18 protein-coding genes and 1 pseudogene are annotated in these 14,949 nt (G+C 71.2%); 9 read left to right on the top strand and 10 right to left on the bottom strand.

Annotated features, from left to right (window positions below; translation table 11 throughout):
• Positions 1–9: 9 nt before the first annotated feature.
• The 3 genes from ACNAW0_RS22625 to ACNAW0_RS22615 all read right to left on the bottom strand — a co-directional run bounded on the left by ACNAW0_RS22625 (position 10) and on the right by ACNAW0_RS22615 (position 2,662).
• Complete coding sequence (locus ACNAW0_RS22625; RefSeq protein WP_416289961.1) at positions 10–675, bottom strand: NAD(P)-dependent oxidoreductase; 666 nt, start codon at positions 673–675, stop codon at positions 10–12.
• A 93-nt stretch (positions 676–768) separates the two neighbouring features.
• Positions 769–1,896 (bottom strand): PP2C family protein-serine/threonine phosphatase, encoded by a 1,128-nt coding sequence (locus tag ACNAW0_RS22620; protein WP_416289960.1) that lies wholly within the window; start codon positions 1,894–1,896, stop codon positions 769–771.
• 100 nt (positions 1,897–1,996) lie between these two features.
• Positions 1,997–2,662: a septal ring lytic transglycosylase RlpA family protein gene (locus ACNAW0_RS22615; protein WP_416289959.1), complete on the bottom strand. Its 666-nt coding sequence runs from the start codon at positions 2,660–2,662 to the stop codon at positions 1,997–1,999.
• 197 nt (positions 2,663–2,859) lie between these two features.
• Here ACNAW0_RS22615 and ACNAW0_RS22610 point away from each other — a divergent pair, with 197 nt between their 5' ends.
• From ACNAW0_RS22610 to ACNAW0_RS22600, 3 genes are all read left to right on the top strand, one after another.
• Positions 2,860–3,429, top strand: coding sequence for a phosphoribosyltransferase family protein (locus ACNAW0_RS22610; RefSeq protein ID WP_416289958.1), 570 nt, complete (start codon positions 2,860–2,862; stop codon positions 3,427–3,429).
• Between the two features lie 28 nt (positions 3,430–3,457).
• Entirely contained in the window at positions 3,458–4,495 is a 1,038-nt protein-coding gene (locus tag ACNAW0_RS22605) for a hypothetical protein (RefSeq protein WP_416289957.1), read from the top strand.
• Between the two features lie 164 nt (positions 4,496–4,659).
• Positions 4,660–5,094 carry an ASCH domain-containing protein gene (locus ACNAW0_RS22600; RefSeq protein WP_416289956.1) on the top strand — a complete coding sequence of 145 codons (435 nt, stop codon included), beginning with the start codon at positions 4,660–4,662 and terminating at the stop codon, positions 5,092–5,094.
• Between the two features lie 24 nt (positions 5,095–5,118).
• Here ACNAW0_RS22600 and ACNAW0_RS22595 read toward each other — a convergent pair whose 3' ends face one another.
• Together ACNAW0_RS22595 and ACNAW0_RS22590 are read right to left on the bottom strand one after the other, a co-directional pair.
• Complete coding sequence (locus ACNAW0_RS22595) at positions 5,119–5,997, bottom strand: LLM class flavin-dependent oxidoreductase (RefSeq protein ID WP_416289955.1); 879 nt, start codon at positions 5,995–5,997, stop codon at positions 5,119–5,121.
• A gap of 28 nt (positions 5,998–6,025) precedes the next feature.
• A complete protein-coding gene (locus ACNAW0_RS22590) occupies positions 6,026–7,078 on the bottom strand; it encodes a MerR family transcriptional regulator (RefSeq protein ID WP_416289954.1) in 1,053 nt (350 codons plus the stop codon).
• A gap of 159 nt (positions 7,079–7,237) precedes the next feature.
• Between ACNAW0_RS22590 and ACNAW0_RS22585 the strand changes: the two genes are divergently transcribed.
• Entirely contained in the window at positions 7,238–7,558 is a 321-nt protein-coding gene (locus ACNAW0_RS22585; RefSeq protein WP_416289984.1) for a PadR family transcriptional regulator, read from the top strand.
• Positions 7,559–7,599: 41 nt separating this feature from the next.
• Positions 7,600–8,667: a hypothetical protein gene (locus ACNAW0_RS22580; protein ID WP_416289953.1), complete on the top strand. Its 1,068-nt coding sequence runs from the start codon at positions 7,600–7,602 to the stop codon at positions 8,665–8,667.
• Positions 8,668–8,695: 28 nt separating this feature from the next.
• On the opposite strand, the gene ACNAW0_RS22575 is transcribed toward ACNAW0_RS22580, so the two are convergent.
• Together ACNAW0_RS22575 and ACNAW0_RS22570 are read right to left on the bottom strand one after the other, a co-directional pair.
• On the bottom strand, positions 8,696–8,854 hold the full coding sequence (locus ACNAW0_RS22575) for a hypothetical protein (protein WP_416289952.1): 159 nt from the start codon (positions 8,852–8,854) through the stop codon (positions 8,696–8,698).
• A pseudogene (locus ACNAW0_RS22570) lies at positions 8,836–8,919 on the bottom strand (hypothetical protein); the annotation flags it as partial. The pseudogene ACNAW0_RS22570 and the gene ACNAW0_RS22575, both read right to left, overlap by 19 nt.
• Positions 8,920–9,077: 158 nt before the next feature.
• On the opposite strand from ACNAW0_RS22570, the gene ACNAW0_RS22565 reads away from it, so the two are divergent.
• On the top strand, positions 9,078–9,398 hold the full coding sequence (locus ACNAW0_RS22565) for a hypothetical protein (protein WP_416289951.1): 321 nt from the start codon (positions 9,078–9,080) through the stop codon (positions 9,396–9,398).
• Positions 9,399–9,489: 91 nt separating this feature from the next.
• On the opposite strand, the gene ACNAW0_RS22560 is transcribed toward ACNAW0_RS22565, so the two are convergent.
• Complete coding sequence (locus ACNAW0_RS22560; protein WP_416289950.1) at positions 9,490–10,137, bottom strand: DUF421 domain-containing protein; 648 nt, start codon at positions 10,135–10,137, stop codon at positions 9,490–9,492.
• A gap of 86 nt (positions 10,138–10,223) precedes the next feature.
• Between ACNAW0_RS22560 and ACNAW0_RS22555 the strand changes: the two genes are divergently transcribed.
• Positions 10,224–10,748, top strand: a complete 525-nt coding sequence (locus ACNAW0_RS22555) for a GNAT family N-acetyltransferase (protein ID WP_416289949.1) — start codon at positions 10,224–10,226, stop codon at positions 10,746–10,748.
• Between the two features lie 9 nt (positions 10,749–10,757).
• A complete protein-coding gene (locus ACNAW0_RS22550; RefSeq protein ID WP_416289948.1) occupies positions 10,758–11,678 on the top strand; it encodes a Nif3-like dinuclear metal center hexameric protein in 921 nt (306 codons plus the stop codon).
• 1,372 nt (positions 11,679–13,050) lie between these two features.
• Here ACNAW0_RS22550 and ACNAW0_RS22545 read toward each other — a convergent pair.
• Together ACNAW0_RS22545 and ACNAW0_RS22540 are read right to left on the bottom strand one after the other, a co-directional pair.
• Positions 13,051–13,374 carry a hypothetical protein gene (locus ACNAW0_RS22545; protein ID WP_416289947.1) on the bottom strand — a complete coding sequence of 108 codons (324 nt, stop codon included), beginning with the start codon at positions 13,372–13,374 and terminating at the stop codon, positions 13,051–13,053.
• A 307-nt stretch (positions 13,375–13,681) separates the two neighbouring features.
• Positions 13,682–14,221, bottom strand: coding sequence for a hypothetical protein (locus ACNAW0_RS22540; RefSeq protein WP_416289946.1), 540 nt, complete (start codon positions 14,219–14,221; stop codon positions 13,682–13,684).
• 338 nt (positions 14,222–14,559) lie between these two features.
• On the opposite strand from ACNAW0_RS22540, the gene ACNAW0_RS22535 reads away from it, so the two are divergent.
• Positions 14,560–14,898 (top strand): hypothetical protein, encoded by a 339-nt coding sequence (locus ACNAW0_RS22535; protein WP_416289945.1) that lies wholly within the window; start codon positions 14,560–14,562, stop codon positions 14,896–14,898.
• The last annotated feature ends 51 nt before the right edge of the window (positions 14,899–14,949 follow it).

The raw sequence follows: 14,949 nt of genomic DNA, 5'->3' as shown, positions 1-14,949 counted from the left end.
GCCCGGCCGCTAGTCGGCGGCGCTAACGGTCTGCCCGATGGAGTCCGGCCGATCGAGCAGGGCGAGCATGAGATGGGCGACGTTGGCCCGCGACACACTGAGGCCGCCCCGGATGTTGCGCCCGTACGCCGTGCGATAGCCGGTCAGCGGGCCGTCGGTCAGCCGCGGCGGCCGGACCACGGTCCAGTCGAGGCCACCTTCCCGCAACTCCTCCTCCATCAGCGCAAGGTCGGCGTAGGAGCGCCCGAGCACCCGCCGGATCACCGGCCCCAGCACGAAGCGCATCAGCGGGCCATCACCCTCGTCGCGCCGGGGCGGGTTCGGTCGGCCAGGGGACGGCACCACGCCGACCGGGGCAGCACTGATCACCACGATCCGTCGGACGCCCGACCCGGCCATCGCATCGGTGATCGCCCGCGTGCCCTGGGACGCGATACCGGCGTCGGCCGCGTGACGGGGTCCGAGGCCGGACAGCACCGCGTCGGTTCCGGCGAGCGCCGCCCGCAGCTCCGTCGGAACCGCCGCTGCCAGGTCGGCGGTGACCACCCGTGCGGAGGTGCCGGACAGCCGGGCCGGATCGCGTACCACCGCCGTGACGTCGTGACCGGCGGCCAGGGCCTGGTCGACGAGGTGACGACCGATCCCACCACTGGCCCCAAAGATCGTGAGCTGCATCCGCCACCCCTTCACACGAGGTTCAAACGATACGAGTCCCATAGATTCTGCGGGGCACCGACGAATGGCCGACGGCTGAGCGAACGGGGAGCGTCAGCTCTCCACCGCACCGACCTCCCAGCTCGGTACGGCGGCCGCCACACCGGTACGCGGGCCGGTGTACTCCATCAGGACCAGCGCGATGTCGTCGTCGAGCCGCCCGTGCACCCACTCGACCAGGGCGGTCTCCAGCGAGGCGAGGCCGTCGGCGACCGTGCCGTGGCCGAGCAGCCGCCAGGCCCGGTCGGCCGTCGGAAAGAACTCCCCGTCCCGGCGCGCCTCGCCGAGCCCGTCGGTGAAGAGCAGCAGTCGGTCGCCCGGCTCGAGCCGCTCCACCCGGGGGCGTACCACCGGCATGAAGCCCAGCGGAGGCGCGGGCGCGGGAGGTTCCAGCGGGATCACCGCGCCCCGGCGCAGCAGCAGCGGCGGCGGGTGCCCGCAGTTGACGATGGTGAGGGTGCCGCCCCGCTCCTCGACCAGCGCGGCGGTGACGAAGTCCTCGTCGCCCACGTTGCGGGCCACCGCCCGGTCCAGGTCGGTCACCACCGCGCGCAGGTCCGCGCGCTCGTACGCGACGTGCCGGTACGAGCCGAGCACGATGCTGGCGAGCCGGACCGCGTCCAGCCCCTTGCCCCGCACGTCGCCGATGATCATGCGGACGCCGTACGGGGTGTCCATCGCCTCGTACAGGTCGCCGCCGATCTCGGCCCGCGCGGTGGGGGAGATGTATCGCGCGGCCACCGCGAGGGTGCCCACCTGCGGTCCGAGTGGTCGGAGCACCGCCTGCTGGGCGACCGAGGCGAGTCGGGACAGCTCGGCGATCTTCTCGGCCTGGCGCTGGTGTACCGCCGCCACTGCGCAGGCGATCGCGGTGGCCAGCGCGACGCCGGCGACGTTGACGGCGGAGACCACGGCCATGGCCGGCTCAGCGAGCGCGAAGGTGGCCCCGATGGCCGTGGCGAGGACGCCCACCCCGAGCACCACCCGCCACGAGGCCAACGCGGCGGCGAGGAACGGGGCAATCGCCATCAGTGCGATGTAGTGCGCGGTCTTGCCGTCCGCCCACTCCACAGCGGACACGAGTGCGAGCAGCGCGAGAGCCGCGCCGAGGCCGGCGCGGGATCCGGGGCTCAGTGGGCCGCGGCCCGACTGGGAGGGTTGCGTGCGTATACCGGACAGCATGCCTGATGGACGTGAACGGGTGAACGAACCTGACCCGTCGTCCGAGGGTGTTCTGCCCGGCCGGATCGCCCGATGGGCCCGATCGCCTCCCGTCACGGGGTCAGCCGAGCACCTCGTACCTGACGGTCACGTGGCCGAGGGAGGTCGAGGCGATCGCCTCGAAGGCCGCCCGGGACAGGTCCAGGCACCGGCCGTCGATGTACGGGCCGCGGTCGTTGATCCGGACAACGACCGACTTGCCGTTGGCCGGGTTGGTCACCCGGACCCTGGTGTTGAACGGCAGGGTCTTGTGCGCGGCGGTCATCGCGTTCGGATTGAAGGTCTCCCCGTTCGCGGTCATCTGGCCCTCGTCATAGAAGGACGCGCCGCAGGAGCCGCTGCTGATGACCTTCGGCGCGGTGGTCTTCGTCGCCGTCGGCTTCGGGCTGGCGGTGCGCGTCTTGCTGCGGGACGCCGCCTGGGTACGGGTCGCCTTGGGGCTGGGGGTGGCCTTCGGCGAGGGGCTGAGGCTCGGCGAGGCGGACGCGCTGGGCGACGCGGACAGCGCGGACAGCGCGGACGGCTCGGCCGAGCTGGGGGCGAGAGTCTCGGGCCCGGTCTCCGCGACGGTGGGCTCGGCGAGGGCGGAGTCGGCGGCGGGATCGCCGGAGGTGAGCTGGATCGCGCCCACGGTGCCACCGACGGCGAGCAGCACGCCGGCGACTGCGGTCGCGGCGATGCCGGCCGGCGAGGAGAACTTGCGGGTACGGGAGTGCTTACCAGCCACCACCCGGTCCTTTCGTCAGCTGAACAAACCGGGTCGGACCGTAACGAGAGAACCACTTACGAAGTCAACGTGATCACGGTGCTATGCCCACATTTTCCCCGATACGTGTAGCCGATCATCCGAGCGCGAGTAGGCGGAAAGGAGGAAGGAGGGCTGGCCGACTGTCGTCCGTGCTCGACTGGCGCCGATACCGGAGGATGAGTGTCGTGCTGAGCCGACGCCTGGTCGAGTTGTTCCGCTGGGTCGACCCCGGCCCGGGCAGCAGTCATCTGGTCAGCGACACCTCCGGTTGGTGGCGGGATCCGGAGGTGCTGACCGGGGTGGGGCCCGCCCTGGCCGGCCTGTTCCCCGCGGCGCGGCCGACCGTGGTGGTCGCTCCCGAGGTGACCGGGCTGCTGCTCGGTCCGCTGGTCGCGGTGGCCGCCGGAGCCGGTTTCGTGCCGGCGTACAAGGTGGGCGGCCAGCGGCAGCGGGCCGGCCCGACGCGCTGGGCCGAGACACCACCGGACTACCGGGGCCGTCGGCTGCGCATCGGCGTGGACGCCCGCCGACTCGGCCCCGGCGACCGGGTGCTGCTCGTCGACGACTGGGTGGCCACCGGCGCCCAACTGGACGCGCTCGACCGGGTGGTCCGGGACAGCGGGGCGGAGCTGGTCGGGACGGCCGCGGTCGTCGCGGCCTGTCCGCCGTACGTCGCCGAGCGACTCCGGCTGCGCTCCCTGCTCACCGGAGACGACCTCGACCGAGCGGCGCCGGGGTTGACCTGAAGGGTGGTTTAACTTCAAGGATGGCCGCATGCGCGACGAAATCCTGGACGAGGCGTACCAGCGGCTGCACCGGACCGGCCCCGAATACAAGGGCTGGCTGTCCAACCACGGCCCGATGGCGGTCGAGGCGCTGGTCCGGCACGGTCACGGCGCACGGGTGCACCGCTGGCTGGACGACTACCTGCGCCGGCTCGACGACCTACCGCGCGGGCTGCGGCCGATCGACGACTGGCGGGCCGCGCTCGGCGACCCGAAGCGGGCCGGCGACTGGCTCACACACTTCGACCGCGAGCTACGCGAACGCTCCTGGCGGGAAGTGCTGGGCACCTGGTGGCCGCGGCTGCTGCCGGGCATCGCGGCCGGGGCCACCCACGGGGTGATCCGCGTCGGGCACGCGGTCCGGGTGCTGCGCGCCGACGGGGTAAGCCCGGAGCGGCTCGCCGAGCTGGGCCAGGCGCTCGGCTACTGGGCGGCCCGCTGGCAGCCGGTGCCCGGGGCCGGTGCGCTCATCGGCCGGTCCGGCGTGGCGGACGCATTGGCCAGGCTGCCCCGGATCAACGAGCAGACCGGCGGCATCCGGGACCGACTGGGCCGGCTGTCAGCCGTACCGGAGTGGCCCGCCGCGGCGGCGGGGCTACGCCCGCCGGCAACCCCGGCGGAGGCCGAGCGGACCCTCACCGAACTGATGCACCAGGCCGGCCTCGACTACCTGCGGTTCGCGCACGGCGAACCGGTGATGCTGGTGCACGCGGTGACCGCGCCGACCGCGGTGCTGCGTACCCTCCCGGCCCTCGACCCGGCACTGTGGGCGCCGAGCGTCGCCGCGGCCTGGTCGGCCACGGCGGCCGTGACCTCGGTGTACGCCCCGCCCACGCCGGCCGCCCCACCCCTGGTGACGCGCCGACCTGAAGCCGGCGCCGACGGGCCGGCGGAGGTGTTCGCGAGGGCGGCCCGGCACGGCGACGCGCACGTGGTGAAGCTGGCCGACGCGGTGCTCGAGGCGCACGCGGGGACCGGCGACGCGCGGGTGCTGGCGGCGGCCGGCTACGCCGGCCAGCTCATCTGACGAAGTCCTCCAGGCGGTGTAGACCCGGCCCAGGGCGTCTACGACGTCGGGATGGTTGAGCACCGGGGCCAGCCGCACGGCCAGCAGCCCACGGTCGGCGGCCCGTGGGGGGGGGGACGCGAAATCCCGCGCCGGGTCGCCCGCCGGCCACTAGCCTCGGCAGGATGTGGCCCCGCATCGGTGGACTCCGCACCCTCGCCCTCGGCACGCCCGGCGAGATGCGCGCCAACCTCAACGCCCTCGTGCTGGCCGGCGTGAAGACCGCCACGGCCGGCCTGCTGACCCACGAGTACGCCGACGAGAACGAGGAGCTGGAACACGTCGGCGAACGGCTGGTCCTGGTCGACGATCACGATGCGCTGGTGGGCGTCGTCGAGGTCACCGGCGTCGAGGTGGTCCGCTTCGCCGACGTGTCCTGGGACTTCGCCCGCTCCGAAGGGGAGGGTGACCGGTCCATCGAGGAGTGGCGGGAGGGGCACCGCCGCTACTGGGCCCGGGAAGGCTTCCCGGTCGACGACGACTCGCAGGTGGTCTGCATCCGGTTCCGGCTGGTCTCCGCCGGCGACGGCGGCGTCAGCACCGGCGACCTCGGCACCTGAGCCCGGGCCGCCGGCCGGCCGCGCTCACGCCCGGCGCAGCTCGGGTAGCAGGGCCGCCGCTGCCGCCAGGACCGCCTCGTCACCGGCGTACCAGCTGCTGGCCCGGGGCCAGTGCGTCACCACGTCGGTGAAGCCCAGCCGGGCGGCCCGGGCGACCTGCTCGGCGAAGAAGTCCACGCTGGTGAGCGAGAAGACCGGTGCCGAGTCGAGCGACAGGTAGCGGTCCAGCGTGGCCGGATCACGGCCCGCCCGGTCCAGGATCACCTCCATCCGGGCGGCGAGGTCCTCGACCGACGACCACCAGCTCTCCAGGTCGTCGCCGCCGAGGCCGGTGGTCACCCACCCCTGCCCGAACCGGGCCGCCAGCCGCATCGAGCGGGACCCGTTCGCGGCCATCACGAACGGCGCCCGGGGCCGCTGCACGCAGCCAGGGTTGTTCCGGGCATCCACAGCGGCGAACCATTCGCCGCGCCAGGTGGTGCCGTCCTCGCGCAGAATCAGGTCCAGCAGCTCGGTGAACTCGGCGAACCGGTCGACCCGCCGCCCCGGTGGCAGAGTCTCGCCGCCCAGCACCGTGGCGTCGAAGCCGATGCCGCCCGCGCCGAGGCCGAGCAGCAGCCGGCCGTCGGAGACGTCGTCCAGCGCGGTCACCTGCCGGGCGAACGCGGCCGGGTGCCGGAAGTTGGGCGAGGCGACCAGCGTGCCGAGGCGGATCCGGGAAGTGACGGTCGCGGCGGCGGTCAACATGGTCATCGAGTCGAACCAGGGGCCGTCGACCAGGTCCCGCCAGCCCAGGTGGTCGTACGTCCAGGCGTGATCGAAACCCCACTCTTCCACCTGCCGCCAGCGCCGCCGCGAGTCCGACCAGCGCTGGTCGGGCAGGATCACGATGCCAATCCGCATGATCGCCAGCGTACGGCGGGCGGTCGCGCTACGCCGACACCACGTCGGCCACCACACAGGCGAGGTTGTCCGGCGCGCCCTCGGCGTACGCGAGGTCGACCAGCCGCCCGACGGCGGTCTCCGGGTCGTCGGCGGCGAGCGTGGTGTGCAGCGCCTCCTGCTCGACCACGGCGGAGAGCCCGTCGGAGCAGAGCAGGTAGCGGTCGCCGACGAGGGCGGTACGCAGCGCCAGGTCGGCCTCGACCTGGGCACCGGCCCCGAGCGCCCGCACCAGCAGGGCCCGCCGCGGATGCGCGGCCGCCTCGGCCGGGCTGAGCCGGCCCTGGTCGACCAGCGACTGCACGTACGTGTGGTCCTGGGTCAGCCGGAACAGCTCGCCCCCGCGCAGCAGGTACGCCCGGGTGTCCCCGACATGCACCAGGGCGAGCTGCGACCCGCGGCGCAAGATCGCGGTAAGGGTGGTGGCCGGCTGGTGCCCCTCGGCTGCGCAGGCGCGTACCGTGCGGTCGGCCGACGTCACCGCGTCAGCCAGCGTGGCCAGCAGCTCGGCGGCCGGCGCGTCGGCCAGCTCCAGCGGCCGGAGCGCGTCGACGGCGGCCGCGCTGGCGGCGGCGCCACCTGGGCCACGCACGCCGTCGGCCACGGCGAGCAGGTTCGCGCCGGCGTACGCGGTGTCCTCGTTGGAGTCCCGGACGGTGCCGGTCTGGCAGCGGACGGCGTACCGGAAGGTGGTTTCGGACATGGTGGATCCCCCTTCGACGAGCTGGTCGACGAGGTGCGCGACGATGCGACCGCGAGCCGCCGTGTCCGCGCTGACCCGACGCCACCAGGCGTCGACCGCCTCGGCTGCCACGTCGCCCGGCAGGCCGCAGACGGCCCGGATGTCGGCGAGCGCCATCCCGGCCCGGCGCAACGTGGCGATCAGCCGGGCCCGGTCGAGCTGGGCCGGCTCGTAGTACCGGTAGCCCGAGTGCGGGTCGACGGCGGCGGGCGGCAGCAGCCCCAGCTCGGCGTAGAGCCGTAGCGCCTTGGGCGTCAGTCGCGCCGCGCGGGCGAACGCCCCGATGGTCAGCAGCTCCACGGACGCATCCTCCTCGTGCCGGTCACGCTCCTCGTGCCGCTCGCGCTCCTCGTGCCGGTCATGACGACCGGCACGGACCACGCTCGGCCTTGCCCCAGGGGCAGGGTCAAGGCGTTGACGACATATCAATCACTTATATATGTTGCCCACGTGACCCAGATGCGCGAGCCGACGTTTCTGATCCTCACCGCGCTCGCGGGCGGCCCCCGGCACGGCTACGGGATCATCCAGGAGGTCGCCGTCCTCTCCGGGCAGCGCGGCACCCTGCTGCCCGGCACCCTCTACACCGCGCTCGACCGGCTGACCGCGCAGGGGCTCGTGGAGCCGGACCGGGAAGAGGTGGTGGACGGCCGGCTGCGCCGGTACTACCGGCTCACCCCTGGTGGGCTCGACGCCCTCCGGACCGAGACCGCCCGGATGCGCCAGCTCGCGACCGCGGCGGAGGCCCGGCTGCACGCTCTGCGCCCGCACACCGCCTGACCCGCTTCCGCCCGCCCGCGCTCCCGAACGAAGGGGAGACCATGTCGCTCACCCGTCACTACCGCTGGTTACTGCTCGCGTATCCCCGGGCGTACCGGCGGGAACGCGGCGAGGAGATCCTCGGCCTGCTGCTCGACACCGCACCCCCCGGAAAGACCCGGCCGGCCGTGCGGGAGGCGCTCGACCTGGTCCGCGCCGGACTGCGCTGCCGACTCGGCCGGCGGGCCAGCCGCACGGTCGGCGTGTGGGCGCTGCTCACCGCGCTGATCTGCGGCCTGTTCACCGCATCGCTGGCCGCCCGGGTCGCTTGGGAGACCTCCCGGCCGCAGCCGGATCAGGCCGAGGTCACGGCGATCTTCGCCGAGGCGTTCCCCGGCCACCGGCTCAACGGCGACGTCGAGACCGCCCCGGCGCTCTTCGTCTTCTACGGCCAGCCGCTGCAGTGGCGGTCGCTGAAGCCGGTGCTGCTCGGCGACGGCGGCGAGTACCAGGAGGGGGCGGCCTACGCGGCGGCGGCCCGCCCCGCACCGACGCCGGTGGCGGAGACCCTCGCGACCGCCCGGCAGCGCCTCTGGACCGCCGGCTGGCGGGTGAACGACCCGACCTCCGAGGTCCTGGATGTCTGCGGCCCGCGCTGCGATTTGACGAGGAGGCCGGTCGAGACCGTCCTGGTGGCCCGTCAAGGCGACACCGTGCTCCGTGCGACCTTCCACGATTCGAGCTACAACTCGTACCTCCATGTGGAGGTGCAGCGGGCGGCGCCACCGGCGGTCCTCCCCGCAGCTGTGCTGGCCGGCCTGGTCGGCGGCGGGCTCGCCTGGCTCGCGTTCGCCTGGGCGAGCCGGCGCACCGAGGGCCGCCGGGGCGTGCTCCCGCTGTTCGGAATCGCCTTCTTCCTGTGGTGGGTGCCCGCGCTGCTGTCCACGCCTTCGCTGATTTCCCACCACCTCGACGAGCTGCACCCCAGCTGGCATCCGCTGTGGGAGTGGCTCGGGCAGCCGACCTGCTCGCTGCTGTTCCTGGTCGGCGCGGTCTGCGCGCTGGCCGTGCTGGTTGTCGCGCTGGTCCCCCGCAAGGATCTCCGGCCGCTGACCGTCAAGGTGACTTGAGCTTGGCCAGCATTCGACCGAGGTGCGGCTAGCCGTTGGCGTCGACCGCGGCGCGGACGAACTCGCGTACCCGGGCGGTGGTGTTGCTGGCCAGCCACACCGGTCCGCGACGGATCGGCGGCGCGTCGCGGATCGGCACGTACGCCAGGTCGGGGCGGGGGTGGTAGCGCCGGGTCTGCTCACCCACCGGCAGTCGGCCAACGCCTCCAGTGACACCGATTCCTCGCCGGCCAGCGGATGGTCCGCGGCCACCGCGAGCACCCGCTGCTCGTGGAGCAGCGCCGGGCCGGCTCCAGCACGCCGACCCCCCACCGTTGAATCCGGGTCAACGGTCGTAGTCCGATCGCGGCTTGGTCCGAGGCGGCGGCCGGCGGAGGGTGGAGGGCGACCCCTTCGAGGAAAGGAACTCGATGGACGCCGTCAGCGACTACCTGGCTGGCCTCGACGCTCCGCTGCGCGAGACCGGCGAGAAACTCCGTACCGTCATCGACGCCGCGCTGCCGGACGCCACCGGCACGATGTGGCACGGCCACCCGGTCTGGGGGCTCGGCGATCCGCCCGGCAAGACGCCGGAACCCGTCGACTGGCCCACAGTCATCGACTCCGGGGCGTTCACCGTGCTGACCGGGCCGGTGCCGCGCTTCGGAGCGCGCGGCACCGGCACCTCGATCTACGTGCGCGACCCGGACGGCAACACCGTCGAGCTGCGCTCGTATCGGCAGGAGCCGTAGCCGACGGATGGCGGTCCGTTGGTGACATGGCCTGATGCCCGAACTGCGACGGCGGTTGCTGGCCGGGCACTCGGCAGCCGCCGCCACCAGGTCAGGGGCTTTCCTGGGGGTTGGCGGCGGGTCGAGAAGCAGTCGGCAACTGGGTCAACCGATCGGCGAGACGTGCGTCGATCTCCGCGACAGCGGCGCGAATCTCCGCGCGGACGTCGTGCAGCAGCGCTTCGTGATCGGCGTGGAGGTCCCGGCGGGTTACGTCCTGGGCCTCCTCGATCAGGGTCACCACGATCGCGCCACCGGGGGCGAGCATGGCCATCTTCACCTCGTGCACGTCGCTGGCACCTTGGCGGCGCAGGGCCGCGCCGAGATCGGCCTGGCGTAGCCCGACCCGGTGCAGCGCCTTCTGGTCAACCCTGCCGTCCCGGACGAGGACGGTTGGGGTTCCTTCGAAGATCCGGGTCAGCTTGGGAAGCCGGTTGACCCCGCGCACCAGGCCGGCGTTGATCGCCACGAGCACGGCCGCGCCGATCAGCCCTCCGGTCAGACTGTTGTCGTTGCCGATAACCGCGTTCTGCACGAGGTTCGACAGCAGCATCATCACCACGAGATCAAAGGTGTTGAGCTGGGCGAGTTCCCGCTTACCGCCGACGCGCAGGAGCACCGCCACGCCCCCGTAGACGAGCACGGTCCTCAGCACCTTCTCCAGTACCGGGATCTGAACGTGCCAGACATCAGCCCACATCGACCCCAGCCTCCCATCTGTCGCAGCTGCGCGGCGGTGTCGTTAAAGCTCGGTGAACGCTAGTCAACACCGACTAGCCTGGCGCGATGCCCGAACTCCAGCGACTCGACGCCCACCACGCCCGAGCGCTGCTCCGCTTCGAGCGGGAGAACCGGGCATACTTCGCGCGATCCGTGCCGGACCGGGGCGACGACTACTTCACCGGGTTCGCCGCCCAGCACGCGGCCCGGCTCGCGGAGCAGGCCGCCGGCGCGTGCCACTTCCACGTCCTCGTCGACGACGACGGCACTGTGCTGGGACGGTTCAACCTGGTGGACGTCGCCGACGGCAGCGCCGAGCTGGGCTACCGGGTGGCCGAACGGGCAACCGGGCGGGGCCTGGCGCAGGACGGCGTCCGCCGCGTCTGCGACCTCGCCCGCGACGAGTACGGGCTGCGCCGGCTGGTCGCCTCCGCCGCGCTGGCGAACCCGGCATCGCTCGCGGTGCTCCGGCGTACCGGGTTCCTCCCGGTCGGCGAGGTGCAGCTCAACGGCCAGCCCGGCCTCCGGCACGTACGCGACCTGACAGCAGGGAACCGTGAAGGTCCTGGTCTCCGGCGGATGACCTCGTAGGGTGCGGGGATGGTTGTGGATCTCAATCGAATCGTCGCCGACCTGGATACGTTGTTCGCCCTGGATACGGCCGGACCCGACATCGCGATGAGCCGGCACCTGCCTCGGGTCTACAACGAGGTCGGCACCGACTGGCGGGCGTTCGTCGAGCCGCAGTTCGCGCAGCGGTTCAACGGGCTCATGCGGCGCGGCCACCCGACCGTTGGCACCGTGTACGGCGCCTGCCTCCCATCGGCCGAGGTTCTCGACGCCTGGCTGGCCGTGGCCGAGCGCGGCGATCTGCTGGTCACCCACCATCCGATCGACGTGCGCAACGGCTCACCGGAAGACGACACCTGGGCGGAGGGTTTCGTACCGATCGACGCGACCCGACTGAAGGCCATAGCCGAGCGCGAACTGTCGATGTACGCCTGCCACGCCCCCATGGACACCTCGCTGCGGGTCGGCACCGCCGCGGCCATCGTCGAGGCGCTGGGCGGCACCATCGTCGACCAGTTCTGGCCCTACGGCGACGGCCACGCCGGACTCGTGGCCGACATACCGCCGATCAGCAGCAGTGCTCTCGTACGTCGCGCCCAGGAGATCTTCGCGGTGGACACCGTCGAGGTCGAAGGAGCAGTGCACGACACGGTGACCCGAGTCGCGGTGGTCGGCGGCATCGGGGATCACGTCGAGCAGATGGCGCTGGCCGAGCGCATGGGCGCGCAGGCGTACCTGACCGGTGAACTGCACGTACGCATCGAAGGCGAGTACGGACGCCGCAAGTTCGCCGCCGTACGAGCCTTCGCTGCCACCACCAGCATGACCCTGATCGGTGTCTCACACGCCGCCAGCGAGCACCTTGTCATCGAGACTCAGCTAACCCGGTGGTTCGCCGAAAATCTCCGGGTCCCCGTTCGCCCAATTCGCGAACCGCGTTGGTGGCGTTGAACGGACACATCGGGTGATCATTGATGCGTGTCTGGTCTTGCCGCCATCCCGCCGTACCGCCCGCGTCCTGTCCGGTTGCTCGGCATCGAACGGATAGGCGAGTGGCGGATCAAGATGTACGGGATAGCAGCGGCTGCGGACCGGCCGCGCGCGGAACTCGTAGGTGCAGCCCGCGAGGTTGCTGGAGCTGTCCTGCCCGTACCGCACGAGGACGGAGTTCACGGTGTCGGATTCGTTGTCGTCCACGACGCGCGCCCGGCGTGCTTTGTGCTGGTGAACTGGTGGGCGCATGGGTACGGCCTACACCAGCGTTACTTTCGAGCGCCGCTGGATCGGCCTGAACAGCTCGCGGCGATCACGACCCCGGCTGTGGGCTGCGTCTGGGAGCTTGCCGTCGTTGGCCATGAGCGTCACGCCTGGGTACGACACGTGCTTGCGAGTCCAGCAGAGGCCGACCTGGAGGCTTACCTGGCCGACGCCGAGCAGACCAAGGATCGGGCACGTAGCGGGCACGGCCAGCGCAAGAAGAGGTAGCAACGATCAAGGCCCCAGCCAGGAAACCTGTCCTGAGCTGGGGCCTCGTGCTGGAGCGGGTGACGGGAATCGAACCCGCACTGTCAGCTTGGGAATCGCACAAGATCGGCTGCAAGTGGGCCTCGACGCCTGTTCGACGCGCTCTCGCGTGGCCTGGTTTGGCCCGGGGTTACACCACCTTGTGGCCCGTGGGTGGCCCGGCCCGCGCTCTGATCCGCAAGCCTAGGTGGTCGTCTCACTTCCGCGTCCAGGGAAGCAGTCCTGCCCTCGGGTACATCGACCACCAGAGGAGGCACGCGAGCGGCCAGTAGGTCACGGCGGCGACGCCGAAATACCACGGGCGAAAACCGCCGAGCAAGCGGCGGTAGCCGTTGGCATCGGCCCACTCGTGCACGGCCCACGTCCACAGCGCATAGCCGGCGAGGAAGGCGAGTGACCAGCAAACTCGTGCTACCTTTCCGGGTCCGCGCCGGCGCCAGCGATCCAGTGCCTTCCGCGCATTCCGTGCCACGCGTACATCATGAGCCTGCTTTGCAAAGATCAGGACTGCTGTCTGCCGGCGTCGGTGATTGCAACTGACCTCTCGCCGTGTCGCCCACCGTCGACCCGGGCCAGTGTCCGTCGGCGGGCTTGGCTGTACGGATGGCTGTACAGCCACCTTCTGATCCGTAGATTCCCAAGACCATGTCCAGGCCGTCCGATGCCGTCTGCCTGGTCCTGGTCCTCAAGCGCTCGGCAACTTGATCGGTCCCGTCCCGTCCGGTCCTGTCCGCCCCGGTGGCTCCCAGGCGTGGCTCCCAGGCTGCCGGCTTGGGATCGGACGTGCTCGTGCTCGTGATCACGTTTCCTCGTCCGGTGCCCTGAAGCCGGGCTGGAACCGTTCGGACGGCGCCCCGATCTCGGCCCACAGCCGCCCACCGCGCACCTCCAGACCGGGCACGTCCGCTAACACCTGGTCAGGATCGGCCAGGCTGGCAACCGACTGGGCCAGGTCGCTGCGCAACTCAGCGACCGCCTCTTCCAGGGTGTCCTGCTCGCTCGACCAGTCGATGTTGGCACTCCGCAACCGCTGCTCGGCAGCCTCAAGCACGGCGTCCGGGTCATCGATCCTGATCGTCAACCGGCAGTACAGCTGCATGACGACTGGCTTCGCGTCTTCCACACGCGAAGCGTCCCACAGGACACGCAGGAGGTTCCTCCGACGCGGGCACCACCCCAGTAGCTCCGCGACCGAGGGATTATGAGATCAAACTGCGCGTCCCGCCGACCTCGGCACATTGCGGCCTATCAGCGGAAACACCTCTCGACATCTCCCACCACTCCCCCGCTGTCGGTCGGCCTCTTGCGGACTAGATGCGGACTGCTTGGGTCAGGGCGCGCCGTGTCGGGCATGCAACGGGCACGCGCTGATGCGGGAGGACCGTCAGCCTGCCACCACCGGGGCCGGATTGTGCGGTAGGCGATGACGATCAGCCTCGCGTCGCGGCACGCAGCAGGTGAACCGCCTGGCTCAGGACTTCCCGCAGCGCCCGCAGCTGACGGGGAGTCCACCTGAGGTGATACGACTCTGTCCCGAAGGCCCATGGGACGTTAGCGGCGACGAGCTTGTCGTAGCAGCCGTCACGCAGGCCGCCACGGTCGCTCCATGGCCGGCCGGTGCTGTAGGCGGCGTCGGTGGCCCAGTTCCAGAGGTTCAGCCCGGACTCCGGGTCGAGCGCCATTCGCTGGCCTCGTAGCCACTCTTGAGCCGGCTCCAGGTTGGTCGCGACCACAAGCTCGTGGTCCGCTGGATCACCGTCGGCAGCCCACCCTTTCGCATCTGCCGTTGCCCAGCAATCAGCTTCGGAGGCGAAGGTGTACAGACGTCCCGCCCGGGCCGCAGCGCAGTCCTCGTTGTTGATGTCCTGGCCCCACCACAGGTAGGTGACCTGCCCGTCGAACTTCAGGGCGGTTGGCCAACCCTTGATCGGAACGAGGTCGCCGTCTCGGCCCGAGAAATCGCGTTTCACGAGTGAGGACCATGCCATAGCCGGGTTGCGACAGCGCCTGGCACGCAACGTCAGTTCTGGAAGAGCGTGATCAACCGACCGCGATGTCCGGAACGCCTGCGGCCAGCGGTTCACCCGGCCGCTTCCGGTGCCCGCTCGTGACCGCTACGCGCCCCGGTTACTGGCCCACGGATGGCCCGTGACCGCCTCGGGATTAGAAGAAGATCGCGGATGGCTGGTACGGCGGCTGCCGCCCTGGCCAGCCCGTCCGTGGTTGTCGGGCAGCGTCGGCGGTTGCGCGCAGTCTTGGCTGTACGGATGGCTGTACCAGCGGGGTGGCCCCCTGCATACTCCCGATCATGGTGTCGATCGTGAGGATGGCGGATCGGACTCGACGCTGGAGCAGCGAACATGCGAGTGGTGTGACGATCACCCGCGTTACCGAGGTTCCGGCCGGCGCGTCCGTGAACTTGTTGAAGCTCGACCCTGACGGCTACGTACGGTACGTGGAGAATACGGACCACGAGGCACTGTGCGTGCTCAGTGGCTCAGGCTGGGTGGAAGGGCAGGGCATGGACCGGACACCAATCGCCGAGGGAACCACGGTCTTCGTGGGACCAGAAGACGACATCACGGTTCGCACCGACGATGGTCTGGTTCTGCTCTCCGTCTTCGGCGGCTGGATGTACCCAGAGTGAGCAAGTCGCAAAGTCGGAACGGAACAGCGGATCTCCTCGTCGGGCAGTCGC

The sequence above is a fragment of the Micromonospora sp. SL1-18 genome (genome assembly GCF_047921505.1).
Lineage (GTDB): Bacteria > Actinomycetota > Actinomycetes > Mycobacteriales > Micromonosporaceae > Micromonospora.
The sequence above is the reverse complement of the archived record's forward strand: the minus strand, read 5'-3'. Positions and strand labels throughout refer to the sequence as shown.